We start from the raw sequence: 12,702 nt of genomic DNA, 5'->3' as shown, positions 1-12,702 counted from the left end.
GAGGTGATGACTTGAACCGCCGCCTGCTCCTGACCACTGCCCTGGCCGGCCTCATCAGCCGGAGCGCGCTCGCCGCGGAGAAGTTCGACTTCCGCCGGCTGCCCGAGCCTGCGGCACTGCCGCAGATAAAGTACCTGGACGAGAGCGGCAACGAGACCGACCTCGCCGCGCTCAAGGGGCGCGTGGTGGTGCTCAACCTGTGGGCCACCTGGTGCGCGCCCTGCCGTACCGAGATGCCCTCGCTCGACCGGCTGCAGGCCAAGTACCCCAAGGAGGAGATGGTGGTGCTGGCGCTGGCGGTCGACCGCGGGTCGAAGGAGAAGGTCGACCAGTTCATGGCGGAGGTCGCGGCCACCACGCTGGTGGTCGGCCACGATCAGACCGCCAGGGCCGCCCGCCTGCTCAATGCGCCCGGCCTGCCCGCGACGCTCGTGATCGATCGCGAAGGCCGCGAGGTCGGCCGTCTGCTCGGCATCGCCGAATGGGACGGGCCGGAGGCGACTGCGCTCGTCGACGAGCTGCTGCAGGGCTGAGCTTGTGGCGAATTTGCCGGTCTCGCAATGACGTGATGCAGAACGAGCACCATGGTGCATCCTGTATGCAAGAAGGGGCTATGCAACGCCTGCGTGTGCTACTAGTAGCCTCCGCCGACTGTCGCCCATTTCCGTGAGGTCCGGACCTTCATGTTGAGCCGTCGCCATATAGTTGCAGGCGGCCTGGCTGCCCTAGCCATGCCTTCCATTGTCCGGGCCGCGCCGATCACCAACCAGGTGACCAAGCGGCTGGTCGTGCTCGGCGACAGTTACTCGGACCCGAACTACGACACCACCAACGGCTTGCCGAGCACCCCCAACTGGGCCGAGATCCTGGTGAGCCGCGGCCGCGCCGTGAGCATGGTCAACTACGCCCGCTCGGGCGCCACCGCGCTGGACTATGCGAATGCGCCCGCCCAGAGCACCTTCAAGAAGCAGCTCGACCTGTTCCTGGCCAACCCGCGCTACGGGGACGACGACATCACCGTCGTCTATCTGGGCTACAACGACATCGCGCGCAGCACGGATGCTCGCTGGTCCAACCTGATCCAGTCCAAGGCCGACTTCCGGGTGGGCGTCGACCGGCTGCTCACTGCCGGGGCTGCCCGTGACAAGCGCCGCCTGCTGATCGTCGCCGTGCACGACTGGAGCAAGAAGCCGAACAGCCGGGCGGAGTACCTGCCGCGCACCCGCGAGTGGCTGACCTTCACCTACGACTTCGTCAACAAGCGGCGTGCCACCCACAAGGGCATGATCTGCGTCAACGTCTTCCGCCGCTTCAACGACGTGGTGCTCCGCCCGCAGCTCTACGGGCTGAACAACGTCAGGACGGCGGATCCGGCCCGCGCCGCCACCACGGCGCTCTATTACAACACCAGCCATTTCGGCGCGAAGGGCCAGACGATCCTGGCCAACGAGTTCAGCAGCGCCTTCGACCTGGTCTGCCGCACCCGCTAGAGCCGGGCTGCATCTTTTGGTCCACGCCAGGGGCGGGGCGGCATGGCTGCCCCGCCCCTGGGCGTTTTTGCCGGTCCCGCGTCGCAACCGGGCAAATCGCGGAGGCTTTGACGAAGGCAGGAAAAGCTCGCAAGCATGATGGGAACGAGACGCCGGCGGCTCGGCAGCCCGTCGGCAACGGGGGACGCCACGATGAACTGGAACTCGTCGAAGACCGGCAGCCATCCGGCCGCGGGGCGCAGGCAGGTCCTGCTGGGTGCTGCGGCCACCGGCGCGCTCGCGGTGGGCGGGCTGCGGTCCCGGCCGGCCCGGGCGGCAGGCACGCTCAAGGTCGGCACCTATGGCGGCTACTTCAAGGACAGCTTCGACGAGCACATCTACCCGGCCTTCACCGAGGAGACCGGGATCCAGGTGGAATCGATCGCCGAGCCGACCGGCGATGCCTGGCTGGTCCAGCTCCAGACCGCAGCACAGTCCGGCCAGGCACCGGCGGACGTGTCGATGATCGCCCAGGTGGCACGCTTGAGGGGCCAGAACGCCGGTCTCTGGGCGAAGCTCGACGAAGCGAAGCTGCCCAACGCCAAGAACCTCCACGAGCATTTCGTGCATCGCTACCCGGACGGTGCCATCAGCGGCGTAGGTGCCGTCTCCTGGTACGTGACCCTGTGCACCAACACGGAGGAGTTCCCGGAGCCGCCGACCTCCTGGAAGGCGCTGTGGGACGAGGAGAATGCCGGGCTGCTCGGGCTGATGGCGCTGGCCTCCAATTCCTTCCTGCTGGAGATCACGGCGAAGACCTGGTTCGGCGGCACCGACATGCTGGGCGACGAGGCCGGCGTGCAGCAGGCGCTCGACAAGCTGAAGGAGCTGGTGCCGAACGTGCAGCTCTGGTGGCGCGACGAGGGCCAGTTCCAGCAGGCGCTGGAATCGGGCGAGATCCCGATGGGCGAGTACTACCACGACGTCACCGGCCTGGCCGCCAGCCAGGGCAAGCCGGTGCGCTCGACCTTCCCCGAGGAGGGCGGGGTGCTGGATTCCGGCTCCTGGTGCGTGATCAACACCTCCAAGGCCATGGACGAGGCGCATGTCTTCATCGACTACATGTCGCGCCCGGACATCCAGGCGAAGCTGGCGCGCAAGGTCGGGACCTCGCCCACCGTCAAGCGCGAGCTCACCGACCTGACGCCGGAGGAGTTCGCCGCGGTCGGCAGCGACATCCCGCCGATCATCCCGCGCTACGACCTCTATCTCGAAAAGGACGCGTGGATCAGCCAGAAATGGAGCGAGCTGATCGCGGGCTGATCCCCGCCGTCTCCTCCATCTTCCCTTCCCGTCCTACGAGGTAGTGATGTCCGGGCTGCGCATCGACCATGTCGGCAAGACCTTCGGCATGTTCGAGGCGCTGACGGACATCGACCTCGACTTCCCGTCCGGCCGCTTCATCTGCCTCCTGGGGCCGTCCGGCTGCGGCAAGACCACACTGCTGCGGGTGATCGCCGGACTGGAGACGCCGACCACCGGGCGCATCCTCCTGGACGGCGCCGACATCACGGGGATGCCGGCCCACCGGCGGGGCCTGGGCGTGGTGTTCCAGTCGCTCGCCCTGTTCCCGCATCTGAGCGTGGGCGAGAACATCGCCTACAGCCTGCGCATCCGCGGGGCCGACCTAGCGACGCGCCGCCGGAAGGCCGAGGAGCTGCTGGCGCTGGTCCACCTGCCCGGCGTGGCGGACCGGCCGATCTCGCAGCTCTCGGGCGGGCAGCGCCAGCGCGTCGCGATCGCCCGCGCCCTGGCCCTCGACCCCAGGCTGTTCCTCCTGGACGAGCCCTTGTCCGCGCTGGACGCCAAGCTGCGCGAGGCAATGCAGGTCGAGCTGAAGCTCCTGCAGCAGCGCCTGGGCATCTCCACCATCGTAGTCACCCACGACCAGCGCGAGGCGCTGACCATGGCCGACATCGTGGTGGTGATGGACCATGCGCGGGTCCAGCAGGTGGGGCCACCGCTCGAGATCTACCGCAACCCGGTCAACGCCTTCGTCGCCGACTTCATCGGCACCAGCAACCTCCTGCCGGGTGTGGCCGACGGCCAAGGCCTGTCGATCGACGGCATCCAGGTCGCCGGTGCTAGGCCCCATGGCCTCGCCCGGGGCAGCAAGGCGGCAATCTCGATCCGGCCCGAGGAGGTGGTGGTCCATCCCGCGGGCGAGCAGGGGCCGAACCGCCTGCCGGCCGAGGTGACCTTCGTGCGTGACCTGGGGGCGAGCGTCGAGATCATGCTGGCCTGCGCGGGCCGTGAGCTGCTGGCGGTGACCAGCCCCCGGGAGCGGCCGGACGTGCGGGTCGGCGACCGGGTGGTGCTGGAGCTGCCGCCCGCCGCCTGCGTGGTGCTGCCGTCGTGACCGACCGTCGGCCGAGGGGCCTGCCCGCCCGCCTGCCGGTGCTCTGGCCGGCCGCGATGCTGCTCCTGTTTTTCGTGGTGCCGTTCGGCATCATGCTGGCGGTGAGCTTTTTCCACCAGGTCGAGGGCGGCTTCTACGAGCCGGGCTTCGAGCTGGCCAACTATGCCCGCTTCCTCGACCCGTTCTTCGGCCGGGCGCTCCTGTTCTCCCTGTGGATCTCGGTGCTGGCCGCCGTCATCGTGATCGCGGTGGCCTTCCCGTTCACCTACTGCCTGACCCGGCTGCGCCGCTCCGCCCAGGTGCCGTTCCTGGTGTTCGTGCTGGCGGTGCTCTCGCTCTCCGAGGTCATCATCGGCTTTGCCTGGTCGACCCTGCTCTCGCGCACGGCCGGCCTGTCCAACCTCGTCGCCTGGGCAAGCCTGATCCCGCGCGCGCAGGCCTGGACGCCCAGCTTCGGCGCCCTGCTGATGGGCCTGTGCTATCTGGGCTTTCCCTACACGGTCCTGATCCTCTACCCGCCGCTCTCCCGCCTCGACCCCGAGATCCCGGAAGCGTCGCGCACGCTCGGCGCCTCGCCGCTGCGCACCTTCTTCCTGGTGATCGTGCCGGTGCTGCGCGGTCCTTTGCTCGGCGCGCTGATCATGGTGTTCGTGTTCAATCTGGGCGCCTACCTGCTGCCCCAGGTGCTGGGCCGGCCGCAGCACTGGACCTTGTCGGTGCACATCACCGACCAGGCCGTGTTCCAGTCCAACCTGCCGTTCGCCGCCGCCATGGCGATCTTCCTGATGCTGTTCAGCCTGGCGTTCATCGGACTCACCATGGTGCTGGGCGGGCGGCAGGAGGCGGCACGATGAGCCGGTTGCTGCGCAACCTGTTCATGGGGCTGGTGGTGCTGTTCATGGCCCTGCCGCTCCTGGTGGTGGCCGGCGTGTCGCTGAACGGCGGCCAGCAGCTCCGCTTCCCGCCGCGCGACCCCTCGCCGCGCTGGTATGCCGAACTGTTCACCGCGGAGGACTGGCTGAACGCGCTGGCCAACAGCCTGATCATCGCCACCAGCTCGGCGGCCCTGGCACTCGCCGTCGCCTTCCCGCTCGCCTGGTTCGTCTGGCGCTACCGCACGGGCTACGGCCGGCTGCTCTACGGCCTGGGCATCGCTCCCTTCACCCTGCCGCCGGTGATCACCGCACTGGGCTTTTTGGTGTTCTGGACGGTGGCCGGCTGGCACGGCTCGATCCTGGCGACGATCGTCAGCCACGCGATCTTCTTCGTCACCCTGCCGCTGGTCACGATCAGCCTGGGCCTGGCGGCGATCGACCGGCAGGTGATCGAGGTCGCCATCACCATGGGTGCGGACGAGCCCACCGTGTTCCGCACGGTCGTGCTGCCGCTGGTGCGGCCCTACCTGATCTCCGGCTACGCCTTCGCCTTCGTGCTCAGCCTGAACGAGTATATCGTGGCCTACATGGTCGCGGGCTTTACCGTGGAAACGCTGCCGATCAAGATCTTCAACAGCCTGCGCTACGGCTATACGCCGGTGATGGCGGTGGTGGCGGTGGTGTTCGTGCTGCTGGCGGCGCTGATCTTCGGCCTGATCGCCCGGTTCGGCGACCTGCCGAGGCTGCTCGGCGCCTGGTCGAAGGAGTGACGGGATGCCTGATGCCGGCCTCACCACCGGAGAAGCCCTGGTCCGCCTCCTGGAGGCCTACGGGGTCGAGCTGGTGTTCGGCATCCCGGGCGTGCACACGGTGGGCCTGTATCGCGGCCTGCACGGTGCGCGGCTGCGCCACGTCACGCCGCGCCACGAGCAGGGCGCCGGGTTCATGGCGGACGGCTATGCCCGGGTCACCGGCAGGCCGGCCGCCTGCTTCGTGGTCACCGGGCCGGGTGTGACCAACATCCTGACCGCGATGGGCCAGGCTTCTGGAGACAGCGTGCCGATGCTGGTGGTCTCCAGCGTGAACCGGCGCGACCAGCTCGCCATGGGCAGGGGCGCCCTGCACGAGTTGCCCGCCCAGCAGGCGGTGGCTGCGGGTGTCGCCGCCTTCAGCCACACCCTGCTCTCCCCCGACCAGCTGCCCGAGGTGCTGGCCCGCGCGTTCGCCCTGTTCCGCAGCGCCCGGCCGCGCCCGGTCCATCTGGAGATCCCGACCGACGTGATCGCGATGCCGGCCGGCAATCTCGACCTGACGCCGGCGGCACTGCCGGGCCTCCCCGGCCCCGATCCCGCCTGCGTCGCGCGCGCGGCCGAACTCCTGCGCCTGGCGGAGCGGCCGGTCGTGGTGCTGGGCGGGGGTGCGGTGGACGCGGCCGAGCCGGCCTATGCCCTGATCGAGCTCCTGAACGCGCCCTTCACCAACTCGGTGAACGCCAAGGGCATCATGCCGCCGGATCATAGGCTGCACCTGGGCGAGAACCTGTCCTTCCTGCCCCTGCGCGAGGCCCTGCGCACGGCCGACCTGGTGCTGGCGGTGGGTACCGAGTTCGGCGAGACCGAGATGTACCCGGAGCCGCAAGAACTGCATTTCGACGGCGCGCTGGTCCGGATCGACATCGACCCCCAGCAGCTGGCGCGCGGGCCCAAGCCCACGGTCGCGATCCTGGCGGATGCTCGGCTGGCGCTGGACGCGCTGCTCCACGCGGTGCGCAGCCCGGGCATCGTCCGGAACGGCAGCGAGCGTGCGGCAGAAGTCCGTGCCGCGGTCCAGGCGCAGTGGTGGCCGGCGATCCAGGGCCACCGCAAGGTCCTGGCGGCGGTCGACTGTGCCCTGCCCGACGCGATCATCGTGGGCGACCAGACCCAGCCGGTCTATGGCGGCAACCAGTTCTACCAGCCGCGCCGGCCGCGCTCCTGGTTCAACGCCAGCACCGGCTACGGCACGCTGGGCTACGCCCTGCCCGCGGCGATCGGGGCCAAGCTGGCGGCACCGGACCGGCCGGTCGTGGCGCTGATCGGCGATGGCGGCTGCCTGTTCACCCTGCCCGAGCTGGCCTCGGGGGTGGAGGCGGGCGTGCCGATCGTGATCCTGCTCTGGAACAACCAGGGCTATGGCGAGATCGCCGACTACATGGCCGAGACCGGCGTGCCGAAGCTGGGCGTGGACCTGGTGACGCCGGACTTCGTGGCGATCGCCCGGGGCTTCGGCTGCGTGGCCGACCGGGCGACCGGCCTGGACCATCTGGAGCGGCTGCTCTCGGCCAGCATCGGCCGCAGCGTGCCGACCCTGATCGAGATCGACCAGAACGCGCCGTTTCTCGGCCAGGAATGAGGGAAGAACCATGCGGGTGAGGCTGTTCCAGGGACCGTTGCGCGCCGGCACGCCTGCCGAGAACCTGGAGCGGCTGGCGGAGCTCGCGGCCCATGAGGAAGGCGGGCTGCTGGTCTGCCCGGAAATGTTCCTCACCGGCTACGCGATCGGGCGCCGGGCGATCGAGCGCCTGGCCGAGCCGGTCGACGGCCCCTCGGCGAGACGGGCGCAGATGATCGCGCGGGCCACCGGCACGGCCCTGCTCTACGGCTATCCCGAGCGCGCCGAAGACGGGTCGATCTACAACAGCGCCATCCTGATCGGCCGGGATGGGCAGCGCCTCCTGAACTACCGCAAGTGCCACCTGTTCGGCGAGTTGGACCGCGCTGCGTTCGAGGCCGGCGAGGGGCCGGCCCCGGTCGTCGAGCTGGACGGCTTCCGGCTGGGCCTCCTGATCTGCTACGATGTCGAGTTCCCGGAGGCGGTGCGCGCGCTGGCGCTGGCGGGTGCGGAGCTCATCGTGGTGCCGACCGCGCTGATGCAGCCCTATGACGTGGTGGCCCGCATCCTGGTGCCGGCCCGCGCCATCGAGAACCAGGTCTTCCTCGCCTACGCCAATCGCTGCGGTACGGAGGGCGAGCTCGTCTATTGCGGGCTGAGCTGCCTGGTCGGGCCGGACGGGACCGACCTCGCGCGGGCCGGCCGGGGCGAGGAGGTGATCGGTGCCTGGATCGAGCAGGAGATGCTCGAGCGCTCGCGGCCCGACTACACCTATCTCGCCGACCGCCGCCCCGACCTCTACCGCGCGCTCGTGCAAGGAGAACGCCGTTGACCTTCAACCAGCCGCTGGGCGGCAACGAGATGCCGCGCTTCGCCGGTCCAGGCACCATGATGCGCCTGCCGGCCGCCGCCTCCGCCGAGGGGCTGGACGCCTGCTTCGTCGGCATCCCCATGGACATCGGCGCCTCGCACCGGGCCGGCACCCGGTTCGGCCCGCGCCAGATCCGGCAGGAATCGACGATGATCCGGCCCTACAACATGGCGACCCGGGCGGCCCCCTTCGACAGCCTCCAGGTCGCGGACATCGGCGACATCCCGACCAACACGTTCGACCTGAAGAAGTCGGTCGAGATCATCGAGGCGCATTACGACGAGATCCTGGCCACCGGCTGCATCCCGCTGGGCCTGGGCGGCGACCACACCCTGGTCTATCCGATCCTGCGCGCCATGGCGAAGAAGCACGGGCCGGTCGGCCTGATCCATGTCGATGCCCATGCCGACATCAACGACCAGATGTTCGGCGAGAAGATCGCGCACGGCACGCCGTTCCGCCGCGCCATCGAGGATGGGGCGATCGACTGCCAGCGCGCCGTCCAGATCGGCCTGCGTGGCTCCGGCTATGCGGCCGACGAGTTCGACTGGACCCGCTCCAAGGGCTTCCGCGTCGTCCCGGCGGAGGAATGCTGGCACAAGTCGCTGACCCCGCTGATGGCAGAAGTGCGGGCCATGATGGGCGATGGGCCCGTCTATCTCAGCTACGACATCGACAGCCTGGACCCGGCCTTCGCACCCGGCACCGGCACGCTGGAGGTGGGCGGGCTCACCATCTGGCAGGGGCTGGAGATCGTGCGCGGCTGCCGCGGGCTGAACCTGGTCGGCTGCGACCTGGTCGAGGTGTCCCCGCCCTACGACCCGGCCGGCACCACGGCACTCGTCGCCGCCAACCTCCTGTTCGAGATGCTCTGCGTCCTGCCCGGCGTCCAGTACCGGGCCTGAAGCCATGTCGTCCGCCCTGCCTGGATCGTCTGGCCCGCACGCCCGGCCGGTCACCATGTTCGGGCCGGACTTCCCGTTCGCCTATGACGACCATGTCCGCCACCCAGCCGGCCTGGGCAGCCTGCCGGCGGAACGGCACGGCACCGAGGTCGCGGTGGTGGGGGCCGGCATCGCCGGGATCGTCACCGCCTACGAGCTGATGAAGCTCGGCCTGAAGCCGGTCCTGTACGAGGCCGACCGGATCGGAGGGCGGCTGCGCTCGGAAACCTTCAAGGGTGGGGACGGGACCATCGCCGAACTGGGTGCCATGCGCTTTCCGCCATCGGCGACCACCCTGTTTCACTATTTCGACAAGGTCGGGCTCGGCATCCAGCCATTCCCGAACCCGCTGACGCCTGCCGCCCCCAGCACGGTGATCGAGTTGGGCGGCCAGGCCCATTACGCCCGCACGCTCGCCGACCTGCCGCCTCTGTTCGGGGAGGTGGCGGCTGCCTGGCGCCAGCTTCTGGAGGAGGAAGCCGCCTTCCGCGAGATGCAGGCGGCTATCCGGGCACGTGACGTCCCGGCGATCAAGGCCATCTGGAATCGGCTGGTGCCGGAGCTGGACGAGCAGACCTTCTACGGTTTCCTCGCCCGCTCCCGTGCCTTCGGCCGGCTTTCCTTCCACCATCGCGAGGTGTTCGGTCAGGTCGGCTTCGGCACGGGCGGCTGGGATACCGACTACCCGAACTCGATGCTGGAGATCCTGCGCGTAGTCTATACCGATGCAGACGCGGATCACCGGACGGTCGAAGGCGGGGTGGAGCAGTTGCCGGTACGGCTCTGGGAGCGCGCGCCGGGCCGGCTGGTGCACTGGCCGGCCGGCACCTCGCTGAAAGGCCTGCACAACGGCATGCCCATGCCGGGCGTGGCCCGGATCGAGCGCGACCCGGACGGGCGGATCGCCATCACCGACCGCTGGGGCAACCGGCGCCTCTATGACGCGGCCGTGGTCACCTGCCAGGTCTGGCTGCTCTCGGCCCGGATCGACTGCGACGAGCGCCTGTTCGCCCATCCGCTGTGGATGGCGATGGAGCGCACCCATTACATGCAGGCGTCCAAGACCTTCGTGCTGGTCGACCGGCCGTTCTGGCGCGAGCTCGATCCTGCGACCGGCCGGCAGCGCATGAGCATGACGCTCTCCGACCGCCTGACCCGTGCCAGCTACCTGCTCGACCAGGGCCTGGACCGGCCGGGCGTGATCTGCCTGTCCTACACCTGGAACGACGATGCCATGAAATGGCTGTCCCTGCCGGTGGACGAGCGGGTGCGCCTGATGCTGCACAGCCTGACGCAGATCTACCCGGGCCTCGACATCCGCCGGCACATCATCGGCCACCCGATCACCGTGTCCTGGGAGGCCGACCCGAACTTCATGGGCGCCTTCAAGGCCAACCTGCCCGGCCACTACCGCTACCAGCGCCGGCTGTTCAGCCATTTCATGCAGGACGGCCTGCCGCCGGAGCAGCGCGGCATCTTCCTGGCCGGCGACGACGTGTCCTGGACGGCCGGCTGGGCGGAAGGGGCGGTGACATCGGCCTTGAACGCGGTGTGGGGGGTGCTACGCCATCTGGGCGGCACGAGCGCGGCCGGCAATCCCGGCCCCGGCGACCGGTTCGGGGAGCTGGCCCCCATGACGCTCGGCGACTGAGCGGAGACTTCAGCAGTGACCAGCAACGCGGACCTGCGGGCCCGGCGTGATGCCGCAGTTGCGCGCGGCGTCAGCAATCCCACCGGCATCTATGCGGCCAAGGCCGAGAACGCCTTCGTCTGGGACGTCGAGGGCAAGCGCTATATCGACTTTGCCGGCGGGATCGGCGTGCAGAATGTCGGCCATCGCCATCCCAGGGTGATCGAGGCCGTGCGCCGCCAGCTGGACGGCTTCGTCCACACCGCCTTTCAGGTGCTGCCCTACGAGCTCTATGTGGAACTCGCCGAGAAGCTGAACGCGCTCGCCCCTGGCGACTTCCCGAAGAAGACCGCCCTGTTCACGACCGGGGCGGAGGCCAACGAGCACGCGATCAAGATCGCCCGCTTCGCTACCGGCCGCCCGGGCGTGGTCGCGTTTTCCGGCGCGTTCCACGGCCGGACCCTGCTCACCCTGGCGCTCACCGGCAAGGTGGCCCCCTACAAGACCGGCTTCGGGCCGTTGCCGGGCGACGTCTACCACGCGCCCTTCCCCTCGGCCTTCCACGGGGTGAGCGAGCGGCAGTCCCTGGACGCGATCGAGGCGCTGTTCGCCCACGACATCGGCCCGGAACGGGTCAGCGCCATCATCATCGAGCCGGTCCAGGGCGAGGGCGGCTTCCGGGTGGCCCCGTTCGGCTTCCTCCACGAACTGCGCGCCTTGTGCGACCACCACGGCATCGTGCTGATCTCGGACGAGGTGCAGGCCGGCATGGGCCGGACCGGCAAATATTTCTCGATCGAGCATGCCGGCGTGGTGCCTGACCTGGTGGTCGCGTCCAAGAGCCTGGCGGCGGGCTTTCCCCTCTCCGCCGTGATCGGCCGGGCCGAGCTCATGGACGGGCCCGGCCAGGGCGGGCTCGGCGGCACGTTCTCCGGCAACCCGGTCGCCTGTGCCGCGGCGCTGGCGGTGCTGGAGGTGATGGAGGAACAGGACCTGCTGCGGCGCGGCCTGGTGCTGGGCGAGCTGGTGACTGGCCGGCTCCAGGCAATGGCGCGCCGCAACGACCTCACCTCGATCGGCGAGATCCGCGGGCTGGGCGCCATGATCGCAGTCGAGCTGGTGGCCGACCGGGAAACCCGGGCGCCGGCACCGGAGCTGGCGCGCAAGGTGACCGCACTGGCGCGCCGCGACGGGCTGGTGCTCCTGACCGCGGGTCATGCCGGCAACGTGCTGCGCGTCCTGGTCCCGCTCACCGCACCGGACGAGGTGGTCGAGGAAGGCCTCGCCATCCTGGAGCGGGCGCTGGTCGAGGCGGAGGCGGGCCAGGCGGGAAGCTGAACCCGCCTGCCCCGCCCTCAAGGAACAGTGGTCAGCCGCGGCCGATGAACGGCATCTTGGTCGCCATCACCGTGACGAACTGGACGTTCGCGTCGAGCGGCAGGCTCGCCATGTGGACGATCGTGTCGGCGACATGCGCCGCGTCCATCTTGGGCTCCGGCTTGATGCTGCCATCGGCCTGGGGCACGCCGCCGCTCATCTTCGCGGTCATCTCGGTGGCGGCATTGCCGATGTCGATCTGGCCGCAGGCGATGTTGTACTTGCGCCCGTCCAGCGAGGTGGAGCGGGTGATGCCGGTGACCGCATGCTTGGTCGCGGTATAGGCGATCGAGTTCGGCCGCGGCACGTGCGCCGAGATCGAGCCGTTGTTGATGATCCGCCCGCCCTGCGGATCCTGGTCCTTCATGAGCTTGAAGGCTTCGCGGGTGCACAGGAACACGCCGTTGAGGTTGGCGTCGACGACGTTCTTCCAGTCGTCGTAGGTCAGCTCCTCCAGCAGCGCGTTGCGGCCGAACGTGCCGGCATTGTTGAACAGGAGGTCGAGGCGGCCGAAGCGCTCCTTGACCTTGGCGAACAGGTTCTGGACCGAGGCGTCGTCGCCGACATTGGTACGCACGGCCAGCACCTCCGCCGGTGCCGCCTCCTTGGCGACCGCATCCAGCTGTTCCTGGCGGCGGCCGGCCAGCACCAGCGACCAGCCGGCCTTGGCCAGCGCCAGGGCGGCGGCGCGGCCCACGCCGCTGCCGCCGCCGGTGATCAGAGCGATTTTCTGTGCAGCCATCCTCG

12 protein-coding genes are annotated in these 12,702 nt (G+C 69.4%); 11 read left to right on the top strand and 1 reads right to left on the bottom strand.

All coding sequences use genetic code 11. The features are described 5' to 3' along the window. The first annotated feature begins 11 nt into the window (after positions 1-11). The 11 genes from HLA95_RS00200 (at position 12) to gabT (ending at position 11,916) form a co-directional block, all read left to right on the top strand. Positions 12-533, top strand: a complete 522-nt coding sequence (locus HLA95_RS00200) for a TlpA family protein disulfide reductase (protein ID WP_191060774.1) — start codon at positions 12-14, stop codon at positions 531-533. A gap of 198 nt (positions 534-731) precedes the next feature. Next, positions 732-1,490: an SGNH/GDSL hydrolase family protein gene (locus HLA95_RS00195; protein ID WP_191060773.1), complete on the top strand. Its 759-nt coding sequence runs from the start codon at positions 732-734 to the stop codon at positions 1,488-1,490. Between the two features lie 192 nt (positions 1,491-1,682). Then, positions 1,683-2,792 (top strand): ABC transporter substrate-binding protein, encoded by a 1,110-nt coding sequence (locus HLA95_RS00190; protein WP_222182123.1) that lies wholly within the window; start codon positions 1,683-1,685, stop codon positions 2,790-2,792. 46 nt (positions 2,793-2,838) lie between these two features. Beyond that, complete coding sequence (locus tag HLA95_RS00185) at positions 2,839-3,888, top strand: ABC transporter ATP-binding protein (protein WP_191062028.1); 1,050 nt, start codon at positions 2,839-2,841, stop codon at positions 3,886-3,888. A gap of 56 nt (positions 3,889-3,944) precedes the next feature. After that, on the top strand, positions 3,945-4,742 hold the full coding sequence (locus tag HLA95_RS00180) for an ABC transporter permease (RefSeq protein WP_191061974.1): 798 nt from the start codon (positions 3,945-3,947) through the stop codon (positions 4,740-4,742). Then, the gene (locus tag HLA95_RS00175) at positions 4,739-5,533 is read left to right on the top strand and encodes an ABC transporter permease (protein WP_191061973.1); all 795 of its coding nucleotides are present in this window, start codon (positions 4,739-4,741) and stop codon (positions 5,531-5,533) included. Before HLA95_RS00180 ends, HLA95_RS00175 begins: the two co-directional genes overlap by 4 nt. Before the next feature lie 4 nt (positions 5,534-5,537). Continuing rightward, the gene (locus HLA95_RS00170) at positions 5,538-7,154 is read left to right on the top strand and encodes a 5-guanidino-2-oxopentanoate decarboxylase (protein WP_222181989.1); all 1,617 of its coding nucleotides are present in this window, start codon (positions 5,538-5,540) and stop codon (positions 7,152-7,154) included. A 10-nt stretch (positions 7,155-7,164) separates the two neighbouring features. Next, positions 7,165-7,965: a carbon-nitrogen hydrolase family protein gene (locus tag HLA95_RS00165; RefSeq protein ID WP_191060282.1), complete on the top strand. Its 801-nt coding sequence runs from the start codon at positions 7,165-7,167 to the stop codon at positions 7,963-7,965. 29 nt (positions 7,966-7,994) lie between these two features. Beyond that, entirely contained in the window at positions 7,995-8,909 is a 915-nt protein-coding gene (speB, locus tag HLA95_RS00160; protein WP_191060283.1) for an agmatinase, read from the top strand. 4 nt (positions 8,910-8,913) lie between these two features. Further along, positions 8,914-10,599, top strand: coding sequence for a flavin monoamine oxidase family protein (locus tag HLA95_RS00155; protein WP_191060281.1), 1,686 nt, complete (start codon positions 8,914-8,916; stop codon positions 10,597-10,599). A 15-nt stretch (positions 10,600-10,614) separates the two neighbouring features. Beyond that, a complete protein-coding gene (gene gabT / locus HLA95_RS00150; RefSeq protein ID WP_191060280.1) occupies positions 10,615-11,916 on the top strand; it encodes a 4-aminobutyrate--2-oxoglutarate transaminase in 1,302 nt (433 codons plus the stop codon). Between the two features lie 31 nt (positions 11,917-11,947). Here gabT and HLA95_RS00145 read toward each other — a convergent pair whose 3' ends face one another. Then, positions 11,948-12,697, bottom strand: coding sequence for an SDR family oxidoreductase (locus tag HLA95_RS00145; RefSeq protein ID WP_222181985.1), 750 nt, complete (start codon positions 12,695-12,697; stop codon positions 11,948-11,950). Positions 12,698-12,702 lie beyond the last annotated feature (5 nt).

The organism is Geminicoccus harenae (assembly GCF_019800005.1).
Lineage (GTDB): Bacteria > Pseudomonadota > Alphaproteobacteria > Geminicoccales > Geminicoccaceae > Geminicoccus > Geminicoccus harenae.
The sequence above is the reverse complement of the archived record's forward strand: the minus strand, read 5'-3'. Positions and strand labels throughout refer to the sequence as shown.